This window comes from Vannielia sp. SX4 (assembly GCF_052828525.1).
The window spans coordinates 715,785-733,684 of sequence record NZ_CM128247.1 but is presented as its reverse complement, the minus strand read 5'-3'; the positions used below and the strand labels follow the sequence as shown (position 1 = coordinate 733,684).

Here is a 17,900-nt window from a genome sequence, read left to right as displayed (position 1 = left end):
ATGACGGGCGAGGGAGATCACAAGATCTCGGAAATAAAGGTTTTTCCGCTGGTTCAGCGGCTGCCGCAGCCCACGCGCACCTCTTGGGGCACCTACGACTCGGTCTCGATCCTGCTGGTCGAGGTGCGCACCGCATCGGGCCTGTCCGGCGTGGGCGAGGCGCTGGCGCGATTCGCCCCGCAGGGCTATGCCGAGCTGATCGAGAGCGCCCTAACCCCCCGCCTGATCGGGCAGGACGCCACCGCCATCTCCGCCCGCTGGGCCGACATGCGCCGCGCCCTCTCGGGCCGCGCGGGCGGCATGCTGATCGAGGCGATCTCGGCGGTGGACATCGCGCTCTGGGATATTCTGGGCAAGGCCGCGAACATGCCGGTCTGGCAGTTGCTGGGCGGCGTCGGGCGCAGCCATGTGCCAGTTTATGGCGCGTCGGTCCGCTGGGGCGATGACGCCCAGGCCGATGCGGATGTAGATGCCATGCTGGCCCGCGGCCTCACCGACATGAAGGTCAAGATTGGCGGGCCGGTAGAGAAGGCCTGCGCCCGCATCGCGCGGGTCCGTGCCCGCGCCGGAGACGCCATCACCCTCACCGCTGATTCCAACTGGGCCTACACGCTGGACGAGGCCGAGGTGGTCGCCCGCGCACTCGAGGCCCACAATTACGCGTGGTTCGAAGAGCCGCTGCGCCCCGAGGATGAGGCGGGCTATCGCAGCCTCCACCGCCGCAGCCGCGTGCCGCTTGCGGCGGGCGAAAGCAACTTCACCCTCGATCAGGCCATGCCGCTCATTCGCGACCGGGTGCTTTCGGTCCTCCAGCCGAATGTCACCCGGTCAGGGGGCATCACCGAGTCCCGCCGCATGGCCGAACTCGCCGCGATGCACGATATAGCCTACGCGCCCCATGTCGGCATGTCTGGCATCATATGCGAGGTGGCGAGCCTGCACCTCGGCGCGGCCATGCCCAACACCCGCACGATGGAATGCGCCGCAAACCCCAACCTCTTCCGCGACGGGCTGGCAGATATCGCCCCAGCCCATGCCCGCATCGAGAACGGCAGCGTCGCCGTGCCAACCGGGCCGGGGCTGGGCCTCACCCTCGACTGGGACGCGGTCAAGGAGCTTGCAGCATGAGCGGCGCAATCATCACCGATGTCATCGCCCATCCGCTGACCCAGCAGATGCGGCGTCCCACCGTCACCTCTTGGGGCACCTACAGCGAGGTCTCGATGGTGCTGGTGGAGGTCCGCACCGATGCGGGTGTGACCGGCGTGGGCGAGACGCTCGCGCGCTTTGCCCCCAAAGCCTACGCCGAGGTGATCGAGACACTGCTCAAGCCTCGGATCGTCGGCCAGCCCGTCGCCAACATCTCCGCCCATTGGCAGCAGATGCGCCGCGCCCTCTCGGGCCGAGCGGGCGGCATGCTGATCGAGGCCATCGCGGGCGTGGACATCGCGCTCTGGGACATCATGGGCAAGCTGGCAGGCCTGCCGCTGGCTACCCTTCTCGGCGGCGAGAACCGCAGCGAGATTGACGTCTATGCGGCGGCGGTGAACTGGGGCGACGACGCGCTAGCAGATGCCGAGCTGGAGCGGTTCATCGCGCGGGGCTTTCCCCGGATCAAAGTCAAGATGGCCCGCCCGGTGAAGGAGGCCTGCGCCCGGATCGAGAGGATGCGCAAGCGGGCGGGCGACGACATCGCGCTCTGTGTCGATGCCAACTGGGCCTACGGGCTCGACGAGGCCATCGAGGTCGGCCGCGCGCTGGCCGCCAACGGCTACTTCTGGTTCGAAGAGCCGCTGCGCCCCGAGGACGAGCAGGGCTACGAGCAACTCCGCGCCCGCTGCGACGTGCCGCTGGCCGCCGGGGAGAGCAATTTCACCGTCGATCAGGCGATGCGCCTCGTGAGCAACCGCACCCTTTCGATCCTGCAACCCGATGTGGCCCGCGCCGGCGGCGTGACCGAAACCCGCCGCATGGCCCTGCTCGCCGCCGCGCATGACGTGGGCTACGCGCCGCACATCGGCATGTCGGGCATCGTCTGCGAGACGGCAAGCGTGCACCTCTCGGCGGCGATGCCAAACTTCCGGGTGATGGAATGCGAGGGCGACGAGAGCCCCTTCAAGGTGGATATCGCCGATCTTAAGCCCGGCTGCCTGCGCCAGAAGAACGGCACGCTCGACGTGCCGCGCGGCCCGGGCCTCGGCCTCGAGATCGACTGGGACGCAGTGGCGCACCTGCGCAGCAAGTGAAAGTGACGCCCCCTCCGGGGCAAGGAAGGACGCGATGCAATGACAGATCAGACCGAGGCGATACGGCAGGGGATGCTGCTGGCCGACCCGCAGCTCAGCCGGTTCGACCCGATGCGACGGATCATCTGCCACGACGATTTCAGCCGCGGGCACTGCGGCTGGTCGCAGCTGGTGGGCAACTACGAGGGCAGCCTCGACACCATGCTGCCCGGCTACGCGCAGCACACCAGTGCCATGCTCTCCACGCTGGCCCATTGGGATGCCGGCTCCCATGGAGGATACGACAGCTCCTATGCCCTGAAAATCGCCACCCGGCCCCGCCCCGGCGCGCAGAACGTGGCGATCAAGCGGCTGACGATGCGCCACCGTGGGCCGATCCGCTTCGAGGCCTATGTGACCTACAAGCCCGAGGCCACCGAGCTGCGTTTGGGCGACAATGACGTGCGCTCATGGGGCTTTCTGTTCGACCTTCAGGGCGGGGACCAGGTGGCAAAGAGCCGGGTCATGCCGCACCTGCGGTTCTTGAACGCCGATCAGGGCGAGACCCTGCGCAAGTGGCAGTACAAGCCGGGGCAGACCCGGTTCACTGACATCGGCAGCGAGAAGAAGACCGCGAGCCACTACCACCTCTCGCCCGATGGCTGGCAGGACCTGCCCGGCGGCGACCAGTTGATGTGCTACAACGAGATCGCCACCAAAGTGAACTGGCACTACATGTGCTTCGATTTCGACCTGGGTTCGATGCGCCCGTTGGCCTTCCGGCTGAACGACCGGGAGTTCGACGTGTCGGCCTTCGAGTCCATTGAGATCCCCGCCATGCCCAACCTCTGGAACATGCTCAACTTCGCCTTCTTCGTGGAGACGGACGCCGCCAAGCGGGCGTTCCTCTACATCGACTCCGTCTGCATTTCGGGAGATTTCTGATGCTGCCCGAGAACATCACCGCCATCCTCGCCCGCAACGAGCGCTGGGAGGAGGCCGCCGCGACAGAGCCGTTCGAGGCCGGATGGGCCCGCGAGGCCATGCTCTTTGTTCGCTCGCTGAAGGCCCCCGAGGCCGCGCAGCCTGTGTTGCGGGTGCAGATCTCGCCCGACGGGATGCACTGGCTGGACGAGGGCGCAACGGTCGAGGTGCCTGCCGAGGGCGAGGTGGCGGCGGTGCGTCTCACGCACTTCGGCAACTGGCTGCGGCTGGCGGGTGAGTTTGACGCGGGCAGCGCGGCGACCCTGCTCGTGACCCTCCACCTCAAGGCGTGAGCCGCCGCCCCGAGATCCGCGTGCTGGAGGGCACCCGCTGCGAGGTGGGGGAAGGCATCCTCTGGTGCCCGCGCCGCAATGTGCTGTTCTGGGTGGACATCAAGGGCCGCGCTCTTTTGCGGCTTGATCCATTGACTGAAGCCCTAACCCGCTGGCCCCTGCCCGATCAGCCCGGGTGCATTGCCTTGACCGCCACAGACGCGCTCGTCGTGGCTATGCCAGAGGGCCTGCACCTCTTCGACCCGGTCGCTGGCGCCCTCGCGCCCCACGCGCTGCTGACACCCGAGGCTGCTGCCGGCCACCGCGCCAACGACGGGGCCACCTCGCGCGGCGGGCGGCTTCACTACGGCACAATGACCCTGGGCGACCGTTCGGTCGCCTCCGGCGCGCTCTATCACTGGAGCGGTGAGGCCGGCGCGGGCCAGCTTGCTCGTCACTTCGGCGGGCTGCACATCGTCAACGGGCTGGCCTTCAGCCCCGACGACCGCACCGCCTACGTGGCCGACAGCTATGAGAGCCTGCGGCGGATCTGGCAGTTCGATCACGAGCCGGAAACCGGCGCCTTCACCAACCGCAGCCTGTTCTTCGACACCGCCGGGCGCGCGGGCAGGCCGGATGGCGCCTGCGTCGACGCGGATGGCTGCTACTGGATGGCGGGCGTGGGCGGCGGCGAGCTGTTGCGGATTACCCCGGCGGGGCAGGTGGACCTGTGTATCGAGCTGCCGGTGACATGGCCGACCAAACCGTGCTTCGGCGGGCCGGACCTGCGCACGCTCTACCTCACCAGCCTCGACCCCTCATCTTCAGAGAGCGGGCCGGATGGTGCGGTGCTGGCCATCGAGACAGGCCATCAGGGCCTGCCCGAGCCGGTCTGCATTCTGAACGGCTGAGGCGCGGCCTCAGGCGCTCGTCATCTCCCAACCCCGAATCAGCACAGCCGCCCGCTCGGGCCGGGCGGATTGCAACGTGCCCACGATCAACCGCCGCCCGAGCCATGCCCACGGCCCCTCCGGCGCGCGCACCTCGATCCTCGAAAGCGCGTAGCGCGGGCCGGGCAGGCTCTCGTCGATTATGACCCGGTTGCGGATGGTCAGCAGCGTGCCATCGGCCACCTCCATCTCGTAAAGCGCATCCAGCTCCTTGGAGCCATCGGCCCGCACCAGCTGCCGGTCGGCCCCACCCGGCAGAACCGTTCCATAAAACCCTTCCAGCCCCGGCCCGCCGCGAAACTCGCCGCCGGTGATCGGCACGATCCGGCGCTCGCCCGTCGGCCCCTGCCCGAGGCTGCGCATCTCCTCCACATCCACCAGCGCCTCCCACAGCAGGCGGTGGCCAAGGCGTTGCGGGGCGATGGTATCAAACTGGCTCACGGGGCTGTCTCCTCTGCCTGCGGTGCCGCGCATTGTGCCAGCGCCTCGAAGAAGCGCCGCACCGCGCGGCCCGTGCGGTCTGGCCGCCAGTGATAGCCAATCGGCGGCAGATGCAAGCCCAGCCCGGCGTCGAGCTCTTTCAACAGCCCGATCGAGAGCCACGGCATCACCACGCTGCGCGGAACCAGCGAAAGCAGTTCGCCGGTCTTCAGCATCGACCAGCTCAGCACCGGGATGCGCGAGGTCACATGCACCAGCTTCAACTCGTCCCAGCCGTGGCGCTCGCGCAGCATGTCGAACTGGTCACGGGCAAGCGACACGGCGGTGTGCTGCACCCACGTCGCGTGGGAGAGCGCCTCGATGCTGACCTTTCCGGCCTGCTGCGCCAGAGGGTGCGAGGTGCCTGCGGCCACGATAAGCTCGTCGGGCACCAGCGCCTCGAACGCCCAGCCATCGGGCAGCACCTCACGCTCGCGGCAGCAGACCACGTCGAACTCGTCACCCGAAAAGGCATTGTCGAGCGCCTGCCCAATCACCGTCTGGACCTGGGTGAAAATGTTGGGATGCGCGGCCCCGAAGGCCGGCAGGGCGGCATCGAGCAGGGCGCCGGTGGCGGCGGCAGAAGAGCCGACCCGCACCATCCCGCCCTCTCGCCGGTGATGCGAGGCGATGCGCTCCGCCCCCTCCTCCGTCGCCGCCACGATCCGGCTGGCGATGGGCAGCAGATCGAGCGCCGCCGGGGTCGGGTCCACCCCCTTTGAGTGGCGCAGGAAGAGGCGGGTATCGAGCAGCTTTTCCAACTCGGCAACAAGCTGGCTCATCGCGGGTTGGGTGATGCCCAGCGCCTGCGCCGCACGGCCCATGCCGCGCAGCTCGCAGAGGGTCATCAACGCCCGCATGTGGCGGATCTTGGCGCGGGTGGTGAGGCGGTTCAGCAGGACGGCAGCGGTCAGAGACATGGCATAAGGATCACTTATGAGTTGCCCTCAAAAGGAATTACAAACCTATGACCAAAGTCAATAGCGTGGCCAGCGAGGAGATATTTGGGAGGATTCTCTATGCACCGCGAAACTCACAGCCGCATTGCACGCCGGCCCCTGATGGCCGCGCTTGGCGCAACCGCTCTGGCATTCGGCTTCGGGCTGGATCCGGCCACCGCAGAGGCGCAGGACTGGCCCTCGGGCGCCGTGCAACTGCTGGTACCTGCCAAGGCGGGTGGCGGCACCGATGCGGGCGCGCGGATCATCTCGGCGCAGCTTCAGGAGCAGATCGGCGAGGGCGTTGTCGTGGTCAACAGCCCCGGTGGCGGCGGCGCCGTGGCCGCCGAGCAGGTGCGCACCGCCGATCCTGACGGGCAGACCCTGCTCTACTACCACACCGGCTTCCTTTCGACCTATCACACCGGCGGCTACGACCACTCCCCGGTGGAAGAGTTCACCACCATCGCCACCTTCCCGGTCGGCGGCAGCTTTGCCCTCGCGGTGGATGCCGACAGCCCCTACCAGAGTGTCGACGAGCTGATCGCCGCCACCAAGGAAACCCCCGACAAGGTGACGCTGGGCGTGCAGTTCCGCTCCGGGTCGCACTTCATGGCCGGGCTGCTGAGCAAGGCCAGTGACGCGCAGTTCCGCATGGTCGAAGCCGGGTCGGACGCCGACAAGCTGGTGCAGCTTCAGGGCGGCCAGATCGACGCCGCCTTCGTGAACACGCCGGGCACCCTGCAATATGTCGAGAACGGCGATCTCCGCATCCTCGCCACCATAGCCGGCAACGCCGAGCGTGACCCGGGCGCGCCGGATTTCCCCTCGCTGCATGAGTTGGGCTATGAAGAGGCCGTCTACGGGCTCGATTTCATCGTGCTCGGCCCGGTGGGCATGGATGCCGGCTTGGTCGAGCAGATCAACGGGGCCTTCGCCGCCGTGCTCGGCAATGCCGATGTGACCGAAAAGCTCGCCCAGATGCGGATGCCGATCAGCCCGATGGGCGTGGCCGAAAGCCAGGCGCGCATCGCCTCCTCTAGCGACGCGGTGAAGGCGACTGCCGAGATGCTCGGCCTCACCAACTGAGCCCCAATCGCGCCGGGCGGCTCCCTGCCCGGCGCCCCTCTTTCCCACCTTCAAACAACAGGCCATTCGCGCATGTCCAGTAAAGCTCTGCCCCAAATCCCGAGCGACCCCTTTGAATGCCTCTGCCAAGGATGCGAGCGCCCGTGGGAGGTGGATGTGGACCCCTTCGAGGTGGCCGAGCGCACCTGGTATGTGGGCAATGGCTGGGTCGGCGCCTACCTGCTCGATACCGGCGCGGGGCTGGTACTGATCGACACCACGATGCAGCCGCAGGTCTACCTGCTGTTCGAGGCGATCCGGAAGCTGGGGCTGGACCCGGCAGACATCGAACTGATCCTCATCAGCCACATGCATTACGACCACATCGGCGGTGTCCGCGCCTTGGTGGAGGCGACCGGCGCGCGGGTGATGATGAGCCGCGAGGACTGGGACTTCATGCAGGAGCGCCCCGACCAGATCTTTGCCAGCGGCTACCCCTGCGGCAGCTTCACGCCCGATGCCTTCTTCTCCGATGACACGCCCGTCGAGCTGGGCGACCGTAGGGTCCGCACCGTGCTGACGCCGGGCCACACGCCGGGAACCACCTCGTTCTTCTTCGAGGCGGGCGGGCTGCTCTGCGGCATGCACGGCGGCGTTGGCCTGAACACGCTGGGCGATGCCTTTCTGGCCGAGAGCGGCCTGCCAGTGAGCGCCCGTGACGATTACCTTGCCTCCATGCTGAAGGTCCGCGCCATTCCGGTGCAGGTTACCCTCGGCTCGCATCCCGCGCAGGTGGGCATGCTGGAAAAGGTCGAGGCCATCCGGCCCGGCCACAACCCGTTTCACGACCCGGCGATCTGGCACGGGCTGATCGACGGGCGCATCGCGCAGGTCCGCACCCTGATGGGAGAGGCGGCATGAGCTACTCGTTCGACATGACCCCCGAGGCGCAACTGGCGCTGGCCGAAGAGCTGCGCGGCGGCACCCTTCTGCCCCCCACCATCACCCCCGAGATGGAGGCTGACCTCGCCGCCGTCACGGTCGAGGAAATCGCCGTGCCCACCCGCGTTGGCCCCTCGCGGGTGATGAAGGTCACCGCCGCCGAGGGCACCGCCCCGCGCCCCTGTTTCATCAACTTTCACGGCGGCGGCTTCGTGCGGCCCTATCACCGGCGCGACACGATCTTCTGCGCCCAGCTGGCCCGCGCTACCGGGGCGCTGGTGCTGGATGTCGACTACCGCCTCGCCCCCGAACACCCCTTCCCCACCGGGCTGCACGAATGCCATGACGTGGTGGCCTGGGCCTTCGAGAATGCCGACACGCTCCGGATCGACGCAAACCGCATCGCCATCGGCGGCCACTCGGCGGGCGGCAACTTCACCGCCTCGATCTGCCAAATGGTGGCCGAGAGCGGCGCTTTCCGCCCCTGCGGGCAAGTGCTGGATTACCCGTTTCTCGATGCCGCCACTCCGCCCGAAGACAAGGTGGACCCGCGCTCGATCATGCCTGCCGAACGGATGCACGCCTTCAACGTGCTCTACTGCCAGCAGCCCGAGAACATGGCAAACCCGCTGATCTCACCGGTGCTGGCCGCACCGGAGCATCTACAAGGTCAGCCGCCTGCGCTGATGCTGGTGGCCGGGCTCGACCCGCTGCGCCACGAGGCGCAACGCTACGCTGGGCAACTCATCGCCGCAGGCGTCGATATCGCCGTGCACCAGTTCGACGATTGCGACCACGGCTGGGTGGTCAGCGGCAAGGCCCGCCACGAGGAGGCGCGGGCCCTCATCTTCGGCTGGCTACAAAGGCTCTACGGATAAGCGTTTCAACAGGGAGGACACCATGAAACCACGCAAACTGATCGGCGCCGCGCTGGCGCTGGCCCTCGGCGCAACCGGCGCATTGGCCGCCGAATGGCCCGACGGGCCGGTGCAGATCATCGTGCCGTCCAAACCCGGTGGCGGCACCGATGTGATGGCCCGGATTTTTGCCGACTACCTCGGCCGCGAAACCGGCGGCGATGTGGTGGTGGTCAACGTCGACGGCGGCGGCGGCTCCATCGCCTACAATCAGGTGATGACCGCCGCGCCCGACGGGCAGACCATCCTCTACAACCACACCGGCCTGCTGGCGGGCTACCACACCGGCCACTCCGATATCGGGCTGGACGACTTCACCACCATCGGCGTTGCCCAGAGCTACGCACCACAGGTCTATGCCGTCGCCCCCGATGCACCTTGGGACACGATGAAGGACTTCGTCGAAGACGCCCGCGCCAACCCCGGTGAGCGCACCGTGGCCGTCTCGCTCGGGCGGACGACCCACTTCATCGCCGGGCTGATCATGATGAACGAGGATGTCGACCTGAAGCTGCTGGAAGCCTCCGCCGAGGTCGACAAGGTGGCCGCAATTCAAGGCGGGCATATCGAGATGGGCAACCTCGGCGCAGGCTCGGCCAAGCAGTACGAGCAGGCCGGTGACATGAGGGTGCTCTGTCTGCTCGACCCCGAGCCGCACCCCGCGTACCCGGAGTACGAAACCTGCGTGCAGCAGGGCGTCAACGTGAGCTGGCTGGCGCCTCTGGTGCTCTGGGGGCCTAAGGGGATGGATGCGGAGCTGGTGCAAACCATCAACGCCGCCACCGCTGGCATGGCCGAGGACGCCACCGCGCGGGAGGCCCTCAAGAAGGCCGACAGCGTGTTCACCTACTATGATGTCGGCGGCGCTGCCGATCTGATGGCCTCGGAAGATGCCAAGATCAAGGCGCTGGCCGAAAAGCTTGGCCTCGCACGCTGACCGCATCACAAGACGCGTGTGAAGCCATATCGCGGGGGCCGCGGCCGACCGGCCCCCGCGACTTTTGGGAGGACCAATGATGAACACCGAAAAACCGCTCGGAGCCGGGCTGATCGCCTTCGGGGCCGCCGGGATCTGGGCCACCCTGCAGATCAGCGTGCGCACCTTCAACGACGATCCGGGGCCACAGCTCTTTCCGATCCTCGGGTTCTCGCTGCTGGTGCTCTGCGGGCTGGGCTTGCTGTTGACCCGTGCCCGCCAATCCAAGGTGCTCACCGAGGCCGATGCGGCGCAGGAAGCGCGTAGCAGCACCCTGCGCGGCGTGGTCATGGCTGGGCTGCTGGTGGCCTACTCCCTCGCGCTCTGGATCTTCGGCTACTACATCGCCACGCCGCTCATGGTCTACGCCTTCTACCACACCATCGCCGGGCCGGAGCGCCGGGTCTGGTGGCGCGGGGCGCTCTATGCCGCCGCCGTCACCCTCGGCGTCCATCTCGTGTTCGCCGAAATGCTGAACACCCTCCTGCCCACCGGCCTCCTCTTCTGATCTGACAGGCACCTCGCCATGCAAGACATCCTCGCCAGCTTCGGCACCCTGCTCGCCCCGACGACCTTCATGGTCATCATCCTCTCCACCGCGCTCGGCATCGTGCTGGGAGCAATCCCCGGCCTTTCCGGCGGGCTCGGCGTGGCACTGCTGCTGCCGATCACCTTCGGGATGCCCCCCGAGGTCGGGCTGGCGATGCTGGTCTCGATCTGGGTCGGCGGGGTCTCTGGCGCGATGATCGGCTCAATCCTGCTGGGCATCCCCGGCTCGCCCTCGGCCATCGCCACCACGTTTGACGGCTACCCGATGACCCGCAATGGCCAAGCCGTGAAGGCGCTCGGCGCGGCGATCACCGCCTCCTTCATCGGCACCTTCCTGTCGATCCTCATCGCCATGGCCGCCTCGCCGCTGATGGCACGGCTGGCGCTGAAGATGGGGCCGTGGGAGTATTTCTCGCTCGGCTTCTGCGCCATCTCGCTCGTGGCCGCCCTCTCGCGCGGCTCAATCTTTCATGGCCTCGCCGCCGCCGCGCTGGGCCTCGTGCTCGCCTCCGTCGGCTTTGCCCCGATCGACGGCTACCCGCGCTTCACCTTCGGCAACATCTACCTGAACGGCGGGTTTGACCTGATCCCGCTGATGCTGGGCTTCTTCGCACTCAAGCAGATCGTGCAGGACTATGCCCAAGGCCAGCAGCAGGTGCCCGAGGTCGACGCGCGGGACATCAAGGGCTTTGGCGTCAGTTGGCAGGAGTACCGGGACAACACGTGGAACATGATCCGCTCGTTCTTCATCGGCCTCTGGATCGGCTTCCTGCCCGGCATGGGCGCGGCGCTCTCCAACATGGTGGCCTATGCGCAGGCCAAATCGGCCAGCAAACACCCGGAGAAGTTCGGCAAGGGCTGTGTCGATGGTGTCTTCGCCTCGGAAACCTCCAATAACGCCTCGGTTGGCGGCTCGCTCATTCCGATGGTGGCGCTCGGCATCCCCGGTGACGGGGTGACGGCCATCCTGCTGGGCGGGCTTATGATCCACGGCGTTCAGGCCGGGCCGCTGCTGTTCAACAACAACCCCGAGATCGTCTACGCGCTGTTCCTCACCGCCCTCATCGCCGCCGCGCTGGTGCTGGTGATGCAGTTCTGGGGCATGCGCCTGTTTCCGGCGATCCTTAAGATCCCCTACCACTACCTCTACCCGGCCATCGTGGTGCTGGGCTTCATGGGCGTCTTTGTCGGCTCTTCCACGGCGTTCAACTACGTGCTGCTGCTGGGCTTCGCCGCCCTCGGGTTGGCGATGGACAAGTTGCGCCTGCCCATCGGCCCCTTCATCCTCGCCTTCATCCTCGCGCCCATGCTCGAGCTTAACCTGCGGCGCGGCATGACCTATACCGACGACGGCATCCTGCCCTTCTTCACCCGCCCGATCTCCGGCCTGCTGCTGCTGGCCGCGGTGCTCAGCATCGTCTCGCCTTTCCTGATGCCATGGATCAAGGAGATGCGGCGCAAGCGGGCCGAAGGCTGAGCGCTCAGGCGGCCCGTTTCCTCTGGCGGGTCGCCGCCCGGCGCGGCGCCAGCGGGCGCGGGGTGAGCGGGGTCACGTTGTCGGGCATTGCGCTTGGCCGGTAGGTGGCAACGACGAGTGCGCGGAGCACCAGAACGGTGGCCACCACAGTGGCCAGCGAAACAACGTCCACCCCGCCCGCCAACACCTCTTCCAGCGTTACGCCGCCCTGAAGCAGCCGCCACATGCCAACAAGGCTCCCCGCGGCGGCCAGAGGAAAGAGCCCGGTGAGCAGGGCCAGAAACATCGAGCCCCAGAAATCGCTGCGCAGGCGGCTGGTGGGGCGGGTGCGAACGTTCATGCCATAGAGCGCCACGGCGCAGAAAAGCGCGATGAGGCCGGCGATCAGGGACGCGGTGTGAAGCATGGTGCTGTCTTTCGAAAATGGCGCACGGCGAAAGCCGTGGCCGGGAAGAGGGGGATGCGGGGCATGCGTCGAGGGTCGCGCAGCGGCGCGGGCCACGGCAGCGCGGGCAGCAGGCAATCGGTCCGGCAAAGGATAGCGCTCAAGATGCACCCACATGCGCCCGGTCCTGTCGCGGGCACGGCGACGGTCCGTCGAAGGTGGCAAGACGCGGGCGCATGAGCGGCCCGTGGATGGTCTGCGGCGGTTGCGCAGAATATCTGCCTGAGCGGGGCAGGCTGCAAGCGGTCCGTGCAGAAATATTTCACCTCGCGCCAATTGTTTTGCCGCCCGTCGCCCCCACTTTCCGAGGGTGTCGGGCCGTGATGCGCCCCGGCCTCCTTCCAGCCTCCCCGGGAGCCTCTGCCTTGGTCCTTAAACTCCCATCCGCTGCGGCCCGGCCCGCTCCATGACGCAGCTGGAAGCCGCAGCGCCTCTCCTCGCCCAGCGCCCCGGTCGGCGCCTGTCGGAAGTCCTGCGCGATCTACGGGCCGGCGAGGGGGCGCGGGTGTCTGTCGGCGATATCGTCAGCGGCCTGCGCGACCGCAGCTTTGCCCCGCTGATGGTGCTCTTCGCCGCGCCCAACGTGTTCCTGTTCATCCCCGGATCGTCGATCTTCACCGGTCTGCCGCTCATGGTGTTGGCGGTGCAACTCATGCTCGGGCGGCCCGATGTGTGGCTGCCGCAGTTCGTCGCCCGCCGCTCCATCGAGCGGGCCGCCTTCGGGCGGATGGTCAATGCCTCTGTGCCCTATATCGAGCGGGTCGAACGGCTCGCCCGCCCCCGCTGGTGGCCCCGCTCCTACTTGCTGGCCGAACGGCTGATCGGGCTGACCACGCTGATCATGTCGGTGTTCCTGTTCCTGCCGATCCCCTTCGCCAACGGCCTCCCCGCCCTTTCCATCATCATGCTGGCACTGGGCCTGAGCGAGCGTGACGGTTACTGGCTGGCCGCCGGTCTGGTGCTGAGTCTCGCCTCCACCGCGCTGGTGGCGGGGATGGTCTCGGTCGGCGCTCTCGCGGTGCTCACCTTCCTGTTCTGAGCGCGACGACAGGCCCATACAGCGGCGCAGATACGCATAACGTACTGTTTTAAAACCACGAAAATGTATCACCCGATATGAGTTGACATATCAATCCGCCTCCCTATCGTAGAGTGAGTTGAATCATCAACTCCGCATCCAGGGAGGGATGCGGGACTTCAGGGAGGATATTCCATGACACGCGCCATCCGCGCGGCCCTCGTGGCCGTGACAGCTACCCTTTTGCCTGCCGCCAGCCCGGCAGACACCATCAAGGTCGGGGTCGTCGCCCCCTTTTCCGGCCCCTTCGCCATCTACGGCAAGCAGTATCAGGAGGCGGTCGAAACCTACGTTGCCCAGCACGGCACCACAGCCGGCGAACACGAAATCGAGTTCATCTACAAGGATGTCGGCGGGCCGAACCCCGACCAGTCCCGCGCACTGGCGCAGGAACTGCTGATCCGCGATCAGGTCGATTATCTGGCGGGCTTCACCTTCACCCCCAACGCGCTCGCCGTCGGCCCGCTGATTGAGCAGAGCCAGACGCCCACGGTGATCTTCAACGCCGCCACCTCCTCGATCAACAAGGAGAGCGAATTCTACCTGCGCACCAGCTACACGCTCTGGCAGGTCTCCGCCCCGCTGGCCGAATGGGCCTATGACCAAGGCATGCGCACCGTCGCCACCACGGTCACCGACTATGGCCCGGGCATCGACGCCGAGAACGCCTTCAAGGCCGCCTTCGAGGCCAAGGGCGGCGAGGTGGTGGATGCGATCCGTATGCCGCTCTCCACCACCGATTTCACCCCCTTCATCCAGCGCGTCCGCGATGCCGCGCCCGATGCGGTCTTCACCTTTCTGCCGGGCGGCCCGCCCACCTTCACCTACACCAAGACCTACAACGAGAACGGTCTTGCCGAGGCGGGCATCAAGTTTCTCGGCACCGCCGAAACCGAAGAGGTCAACCTGCAAGGGCTGGGCGATGCCGCCATCGGGCTGACCACCGCTTACCACTACTCCGGCGCCCACGACTCCGACGAGAACCGCGCCTTTCAGGCCAAACTGACCGAGCTCTTCCCCGATGCCATCGCCAACTGGGCTTCGGTCGGCGCCTACGACGGCACCCACCTGATCTACCAGATGGTCGCCGCCGCCGGCACCGACGGCCCCGCCGCCGTGGAGGCCGCCAAGACGCTCGAATGGGAGAGCCCGCGCGGCCCGGTGAAGATGGACCCGGAGACACGAACGCTGATCCAGAACGTCTACATCCGCGAAGTCGCCCGTGACGAGGCCACCGGCCAGCTGGTGAACCGCGAGACCGGCGTGATCGCCACCGTGGGCGACCTCGGCTGGGACAAGTGATCCTCCCGCCCCGGGCTGGTCTCCCGGCCCGGGGCAACTCCAGCGATGTGAAAGCCAGATGACCCTATTCCTCAACATCCTCGTCGACGGCGTGGCCTACGGCATGATCCTCTTCATGATCTCCGTCGGCCTCTCGGTCACCATGGGCCTGATGCGGGTGGTGAACCTCGCCCACGGCGGCTTCGCCCTGCTGGGTGGCACCTTCGCCCATTGGTTCGCGGCAGAACTGGGCCTGCCCTTCTGGCCCGCGCTGGTGCTGGCCGTGGCGCTCACCGTGGCCCTCTCGCTGCCGCTGGAGCGGGTGATCTACCGCCGGATCTACGGCTTCACCGACCTGCAACAGGTGCTCGCCACCATCGGCCTGACCTTCTTGATGATCGCCTCCGTGAACTTCTGGCAAGGCTCCAGCCTGCTGCCGGTGCCGCTGCCCGAGGGGCTGAAGGCGAGCGTCGATCTGGGCTTCCGCACCCTCCCCGCCCACCGGCTGATGGTGATCGCCGCCGGGCTCGCGGTGGTGCTCGGCCTCTGGTGGCTCCTCGAGCGCACCCGCTTCGGCATCCGCCTGCGCGCGGCGGTCGACAATCGCGGCACTGCCTCCGCCCACGGCATCAACACCGACCGCATCTTCATGGCCGCCTTCGGCCTCGGCGCGGGCCTCGCGGCGCTCGGCGGCGTGCTCGGCGCCGAGATCCTGCCGATCGATGCCTATTACCCGCTGCGCTACATGGTGCTCTTTCTCATCGTCGTCGCGGTGGGCGGCATGGGCTCCATCGCGGGCAGCTTCCTCGCCGCCATCGGCCTCGGCCTCCTGGAAACCGCGGCCCGCTACCTCGCGCCCGACTTCGCCACCATCCTCTTCTTCGCGCTGGTCATGGCGCTGCTGGCACTGCGCCCCAACGGGCTGATCGTGAGGGCCCAATAATGAACCGTATCGCCCCCTTCGCCTTGTTGGCCCTCGCCGTCGCGCTCTACTTCGCGCTGCCCTACAACCTCGCCTTCCTCACCCGCATCCTGATCATGGCGGTGCTGGTGCTCTCGCTCGATCTCGTGCTCGGCTTCGCGGGCATCGCCACGCTGGGGCAGGCCGCCTTCTACGGCGCCGGTGCCTATGCCGCCGGGCTCTTCGCCATCCACGCCTGGGCCGATCCGATCGCCGGTTTGCTGGTGGCGGGTGTCGCCGGGGCCGTGCTCGCCTTCATCTCCGGCCTGATTGTGCTGCGCGCCCACGGGCTGACACTGATCATGCTCACCATCGCCGTCGCCGCGATCTGCCATGAGATCGCCAACAAGGCGCGCGACATCACCGGCGGAGCCGACGGGCTGCGCGGCATCCGGATGGAGCCGGTGCTCGGCCTCTTCGAGTTCGATTTCGTCGGGCAGACCGGATTCTGGTATGCCCTCGCGATCCTCGCCGCCGTCTTCACCTTCCTCACCCTGCTCACCCGCGCGCCTTTCGGCCTTTCGCTGCGCGGCATCCACGAAAGCCCCGAGCGCATGGCCGCCATCGGCACCTCGGTCTACTGGCGGCGCGTCGCGGCCTATACGCTGGGCGGGGCCATCGCGGGCGTGGCCGGCGCCCTCTCGGCGCAGGTGACACAACTGGTGAGCCTCGAGTCCTTCTCCTTCACCCTCTCCGCCGAAGCCCTCATCATGCTGATCCTCGGCGGCACCGGTAGGCTCTACGGCGCGGTCCTCGGCACGCTGGTCTTCATGTTCGTCCACCACTGGGCCGCCGCGAACGACCCGTTCAACTGGCTCTTCGTCATCGGCGCGCTGGTGCTGGCGGTGGTCTTCTTCCTGCCGCGCGGGCTGGTCGCCGTGCCGACCGCACTGAAACGTCTAGGAGGCCAAAATGCAGGGTCTTGAAGTCCGTGGCCTCTCCAAGCGCTTTGGCGGCCTCACCGTGTCGGAGAACATCGACTTCGATCTCAAGCCGGGCGACCGCAAGGCGCTGATCGGCCCGAACGGGGCAGGCAAGAGCACCTTCTCCAACCTCGTCACCGGCATCCTGCCGCCCTCTTCGGGGACCATCCGCTTTGACGGGGTGGATATCGGCAAGCTGAACGAGGCCCAGCGGGTCAAGCGCGGCATCGCCAAGACCTTCCAGATCACCACGTTGTTCCGCGACCTCACGGTGCGCGAAAACCTCCGCCTGCCGATCCTCGAACGGCAGGGCCGGGGCTTTGCCATGTTCCGCCGCGCCGATGGCAATGGCGAGACAGAGGCCGAGGTCGCCGCCCTGATCGACGCCTTCGCGCTGGAGCCTCTGGCCGACAAGCGCGTGGCCGATCTCGCCTATGGCCAGCAACGGCTCGTCGAGCTCGCCCTGACCCTCGCCCTCAAGCCGCGCGTGCTCATCCTCGATGAACCCGCCGCCGGTGTGCCCTCCTCCGAAACCCACCTGATCGTGCAGGCCATCGAGGCCCTGCCGCCCGACCTAGCCGTGCTCATCATCGAGCACGACATGGACCTCGTCTTTCGCGTCGCCGCACAAATCGTCGTGCTGGTACAGGGCCGCATCCTGACCGAGGGCACGCCGCAGGAAATCGCCGCCAACGCGCAGGTCCGCGAGCTTTACCTCGGAGGTCACGGCCATGACTGATGCGCTCACCCTCACCGATGTCACCGCAGGTTATGGCCCGACCCATGTGCTGAACGGCATCACGCTCAGCATCCCGCAGGGCGAACGCCTCGCCGTGATCGGCCGCAACGGCGCGGGCAAAACCACCCTGCTCGCCACAATGATGGGCCTCACCAAGCTGCACGGCGGCACCATCGCGCTGAATGGCCAGCCCGTCACCACCCTGCCGCCCCACAAGCGCAACGCCGCAGGCCTCGGCCTCGTGCCGCAGACCCGCGACATCTTCAAATCGCTCTCGGTGGAGGAAAACCTCCTTGCCGCCCAGCGCGGCACCGCCACGCTCGACGAGGCCTACACCCTCTTCCCCCGCCTCAAGGAGCGGCGGCGCAACGGCGGCGGCCAGCTCTCCGGCGGCGAGCAGCAGATGCTCGCCATCGCCCGCACCCTGATGACCGGCCCGCAAACCCTCCTGCTCGACGAACCGCTCGAAGGGCTCGCCCCGGTGATCTGCGAGCAGCTCATGGAGGTCTTCGACCGCCTCGCCGCCGAGGGCCGCACCGTTGTGCTGGTCGAGCAGCACGCCGAGGCCGCCCTCTCCTTCGCCACCCGCGCCCTGATCATGACCGGCGGCGCCATAGTCCACGACGGCCCCGCCGACGCGCTGAAGGGCTCCGACCTGCTGGAGCGCCACATCGGCGTCGCGCTGGCCACATGAT

20 protein-coding genes are annotated in these 17,900 nt (G+C 67.4%); 17 read left to right on the top strand and 3 right to left on the bottom strand.

All coding sequences use genetic code 11. From position 1 onward, the window contains the following. The 5 genes from ACUXVX_RS03700 to ACUXVX_RS03680 are packed head-to-tail and all read left to right on the top strand — an operon-like array spanning position 1 to position 4,392. The gene (locus ACUXVX_RS03700) at positions 1-1,128 is read left to right on the top strand and encodes a mandelate racemase/muconate lactonizing enzyme family protein (protein ID WP_446310422.1); all 1,128 of its coding nucleotides are present in this window, start codon (positions 1-3) and stop codon (positions 1,126-1,128) included. Next, complete coding sequence (locus tag ACUXVX_RS03695) at positions 1,125-2,246, top strand: mandelate racemase/muconate lactonizing enzyme family protein (protein ID WP_446310421.1); 1,122 nt, start codon at positions 1,125-1,127, stop codon at positions 2,244-2,246. The genes ACUXVX_RS03700 and ACUXVX_RS03695 overlap by 4 nt, the downstream gene beginning before the upstream one ends. Before the next feature lie 39 nt (positions 2,247-2,285). Next, positions 2,286-3,170, top strand: a complete 885-nt coding sequence (locus ACUXVX_RS03690) for a DUF6772 family protein (protein ID WP_446310420.1) — start codon at positions 2,286-2,288, stop codon at positions 3,168-3,170. Then, positions 3,170-3,502, top strand: coding sequence for a DUF6385 domain-containing protein (locus ACUXVX_RS03685; protein ID WP_446310419.1), 333 nt, complete (start codon positions 3,170-3,172; stop codon positions 3,500-3,502). Before ACUXVX_RS03690 ends, ACUXVX_RS03685 begins: the two co-directional genes overlap by 1 nt. Next, positions 3,499-4,392, top strand: a complete 894-nt coding sequence (locus tag ACUXVX_RS03680) for an SMP-30/gluconolactonase/LRE family protein (protein WP_446310418.1) — start codon at positions 3,499-3,501, stop codon at positions 4,390-4,392. Before ACUXVX_RS03685 ends, ACUXVX_RS03680 begins: the two co-directional genes overlap by 4 nt. 9 nt (positions 4,393-4,401) lie before the next feature. On the opposite strand, the gene ACUXVX_RS03675 is transcribed toward ACUXVX_RS03680, so the two are convergent. Next, complete coding sequence (locus ACUXVX_RS03675; RefSeq protein WP_446310417.1) at positions 4,402-4,872, bottom strand: DUF3237 domain-containing protein; 471 nt, start codon at positions 4,870-4,872, stop codon at positions 4,402-4,404. Continuing rightward, on the bottom strand, positions 4,869-5,831 hold the full coding sequence (locus tag ACUXVX_RS03670) for a LysR family transcriptional regulator (RefSeq protein WP_446310416.1): 963 nt from the start codon (positions 5,829-5,831) through the stop codon (positions 4,869-4,871). The genes ACUXVX_RS03675 and ACUXVX_RS03670 overlap by 4 nt, the downstream gene beginning before the upstream one ends. Before the next feature lie 141 nt (positions 5,832-5,972). On the opposite strand from ACUXVX_RS03670, the gene ACUXVX_RS03665 reads away from it, so the two are divergent. The 6 genes from ACUXVX_RS03665 to ACUXVX_RS03640 all read left to right on the top strand — a co-directional run bounded on the left by ACUXVX_RS03665 (position 5,973) and on the right by ACUXVX_RS03640 (position 11,778). Beyond that, complete coding sequence (locus ACUXVX_RS03665; protein ID WP_446310415.1) at positions 5,973-6,938, top strand: Bug family tripartite tricarboxylate transporter substrate binding protein; 966 nt, start codon at positions 5,973-5,975, stop codon at positions 6,936-6,938. Positions 6,939-7,010: 72 nt separating this feature from the next. Further along, positions 7,011-7,838 carry an MBL fold metallo-hydrolase gene (locus ACUXVX_RS03660; RefSeq protein WP_446310414.1) on the top strand — a complete coding sequence of 276 codons (828 nt, stop codon included), beginning with the start codon at positions 7,011-7,013 and terminating at the stop codon, positions 7,836-7,838. After that, a complete protein-coding gene (locus tag ACUXVX_RS03655; RefSeq protein ID WP_446310413.1) occupies positions 7,835-8,737 on the top strand; it encodes an alpha/beta hydrolase in 903 nt (300 codons plus the stop codon). Before ACUXVX_RS03660 ends, ACUXVX_RS03655 begins: the two co-directional genes overlap by 4 nt. Positions 8,738-8,759: 22 nt before the next feature. Beyond that, positions 8,760-9,713 carry a tripartite tricarboxylate transporter substrate binding protein gene (locus tag ACUXVX_RS03650; RefSeq protein WP_446310412.1) on the top strand — a complete coding sequence of 318 codons (954 nt, stop codon included), beginning with the start codon at positions 8,760-8,762 and terminating at the stop codon, positions 9,711-9,713. A gap of 79 nt (positions 9,714-9,792) precedes the next feature. Further along, the gene (locus ACUXVX_RS03645; RefSeq protein ID WP_446310411.1) at positions 9,793-10,260 is read left to right on the top strand and encodes a tripartite tricarboxylate transporter TctB family protein; all 468 of its coding nucleotides are present in this window, start codon (positions 9,793-9,795) and stop codon (positions 10,258-10,260) included. An 18-nt stretch (positions 10,261-10,278) separates the two neighbouring features. Continuing rightward, on the top strand, positions 10,279-11,778 hold the full coding sequence (locus ACUXVX_RS03640) for a tripartite tricarboxylate transporter permease (RefSeq protein WP_222470846.1): 1,500 nt from the start codon (positions 10,279-10,281) through the stop codon (positions 11,776-11,778). Between the two features lie 4 nt (positions 11,779-11,782). On the opposite strand, the gene ACUXVX_RS03635 is transcribed toward ACUXVX_RS03640, so the two are convergent. Continuing rightward, complete coding sequence (locus tag ACUXVX_RS03635) at positions 11,783-12,184, bottom strand: hypothetical protein (RefSeq protein ID WP_446310410.1); 402 nt, start codon at positions 12,182-12,184, stop codon at positions 11,783-11,785. A 445-nt stretch (positions 12,185-12,629) separates the two neighbouring features. On the opposite strand from ACUXVX_RS03635, the gene ACUXVX_RS03630 reads away from it, so the two are divergent. The 6 genes from ACUXVX_RS03630 to ACUXVX_RS03605 all read left to right on the top strand — a co-directional run bounded on the left by ACUXVX_RS03630 (position 12,630) and on the right by ACUXVX_RS03605 (position 17,899). Continuing rightward, complete coding sequence (locus tag ACUXVX_RS03630; RefSeq protein ID WP_222470848.1) at positions 12,630-13,262, top strand: exopolysaccharide biosynthesis protein; 633 nt, start codon at positions 12,630-12,632, stop codon at positions 13,260-13,262. Positions 13,263-13,436: 174 nt separating this feature from the next. Continuing rightward, positions 13,437-14,603, top strand: a complete 1,167-nt coding sequence (locus ACUXVX_RS03625) for an ABC transporter substrate-binding protein (RefSeq protein ID WP_446310409.1) — start codon at positions 13,437-13,439, stop codon at positions 14,601-14,603. 58 nt (positions 14,604-14,661) lie between these two features. Then, positions 14,662-15,525 (top strand): branched-chain amino acid ABC transporter permease, encoded by an 864-nt coding sequence (locus ACUXVX_RS03620; RefSeq protein ID WP_446310408.1) that lies wholly within the window; start codon positions 14,662-14,664, stop codon positions 15,523-15,525. Then, positions 15,525-16,469 (top strand): branched-chain amino acid ABC transporter permease, encoded by a 945-nt coding sequence (locus ACUXVX_RS03615; RefSeq protein WP_446310407.1) that lies wholly within the window; start codon positions 15,525-15,527, stop codon positions 16,467-16,469. The genes ACUXVX_RS03620 and ACUXVX_RS03615 overlap by 1 nt, the downstream gene beginning before the upstream one ends. Further along, positions 16,456-17,205, top strand: a complete 750-nt coding sequence (locus tag ACUXVX_RS03610) for an ABC transporter ATP-binding protein (protein ID WP_222495905.1) — start codon at positions 16,456-16,458, stop codon at positions 17,203-17,205. Before ACUXVX_RS03615 ends, ACUXVX_RS03610 begins: the two co-directional genes overlap by 14 nt. Further along, entirely contained in the window at positions 17,198-17,899 is a 702-nt protein-coding gene (locus tag ACUXVX_RS03605; protein WP_446310406.1) for an ABC transporter ATP-binding protein, read from the top strand. Before ACUXVX_RS03610 ends, ACUXVX_RS03605 begins: the two co-directional genes overlap by 8 nt. The last annotated feature ends 1 nt before the right edge of the window (position 17,900 follow it).

What these genes read in the sequence shown, in the direction of transcription:
- ACUXVX_RS03700 (WP_446310422.1), top strand. Translation starts at nt 1, where the DNA reads ATGACGGGCGAGGGAGATCACAAGATCTCGGAAATAAAGGTTTTTCCG.
- ACUXVX_RS03695 (WP_446310421.1), top strand. Translation starts at nt 1,125, where the DNA reads ATGAGCGGCGCAATCATCACCGATGTCATCGCCCATCCGCTGACCCAG.
- ACUXVX_RS03690 (WP_446310420.1), top strand. Translation starts at nt 2,286, where the DNA reads ATGACAGATCAGACCGAGGCGATACGGCAGGGGATGCTGCTGGCCGAC.
- ACUXVX_RS03685 (WP_446310419.1), top strand. Translation starts at nt 3,170, where the DNA reads ATGCTGCCCGAGAACATCACCGCCATCCTCGCCCGCAACGAGCGCTGG.
- ACUXVX_RS03670 (WP_446310416.1), bottom strand. Translation starts at nt 5,831, where the DNA reads ATGTCTCTGACCGCTGCCGTCCTGCTGAACCGCCTCACCACCCGCGCC.
- ACUXVX_RS03665 (WP_446310415.1), top strand. Translation starts at nt 5,973, where the DNA reads ATGGCCGCGCTTGGCGCAACCGCTCTGGCATTCGGCTTCGGGCTGGAT.
- ACUXVX_RS03660 (WP_446310414.1), top strand. Translation starts at nt 7,011, where the DNA reads ATGTCCAGTAAAGCTCTGCCCCAAATCCCGAGCGACCCCTTTGAATGC.
- ACUXVX_RS03655 (WP_446310413.1), top strand. Translation starts at nt 7,835, where the DNA reads ATGAGCTACTCGTTCGACATGACCCCCGAGGCGCAACTGGCGCTGGCC.
- ACUXVX_RS03650 (WP_446310412.1), top strand. Translation starts at nt 8,760, where the DNA reads ATGAAACCACGCAAACTGATCGGCGCCGCGCTGGCGCTGGCCCTCGGC.
- ACUXVX_RS03645 (WP_446310411.1), top strand. Translation starts at nt 9,793, where the DNA reads ATGAACACCGAAAAACCGCTCGGAGCCGGGCTGATCGCCTTCGGGGCC.
- ACUXVX_RS03640 (WP_222470846.1), top strand. Translation starts at nt 10,279, where the DNA reads ATGCAAGACATCCTCGCCAGCTTCGGCACCCTGCTCGCCCCGACGACC.
- ACUXVX_RS03635 (WP_446310410.1), bottom strand. Translation starts at nt 12,184, where the DNA reads ATGCTTCACACCGCGTCCCTGATCGCCGGCCTCATCGCGCTTTTCTGC.
- ACUXVX_RS03630 (WP_222470848.1), top strand. Translation starts at nt 12,630, where the DNA reads ATGACGCAGCTGGAAGCCGCAGCGCCTCTCCTCGCCCAGCGCCCCGGT.
- ACUXVX_RS03625 (WP_446310409.1), top strand. Translation starts at nt 13,437, where the DNA reads ATGACACGCGCCATCCGCGCGGCCCTCGTGGCCGTGACAGCTACCCTT.
- ACUXVX_RS03620 (WP_446310408.1), top strand. Translation starts at nt 14,662, where the DNA reads ATGACCCTATTCCTCAACATCCTCGTCGACGGCGTGGCCTACGGCATG.
- ACUXVX_RS03615 (WP_446310407.1), top strand. Translation starts at nt 15,525, where the DNA reads ATGAACCGTATCGCCCCCTTCGCCTTGTTGGCCCTCGCCGTCGCGCTC.
- ACUXVX_RS03610 (WP_222495905.1), top strand. Translation starts at nt 16,456, where the DNA reads ATGCAGGGTCTTGAAGTCCGTGGCCTCTCCAAGCGCTTTGGCGGCCTC.
- ACUXVX_RS03605 (WP_446310406.1), top strand. Translation starts at nt 17,198, where the DNA reads ATGACTGATGCGCTCACCCTCACCGATGTCACCGCAGGTTATGGCCCG.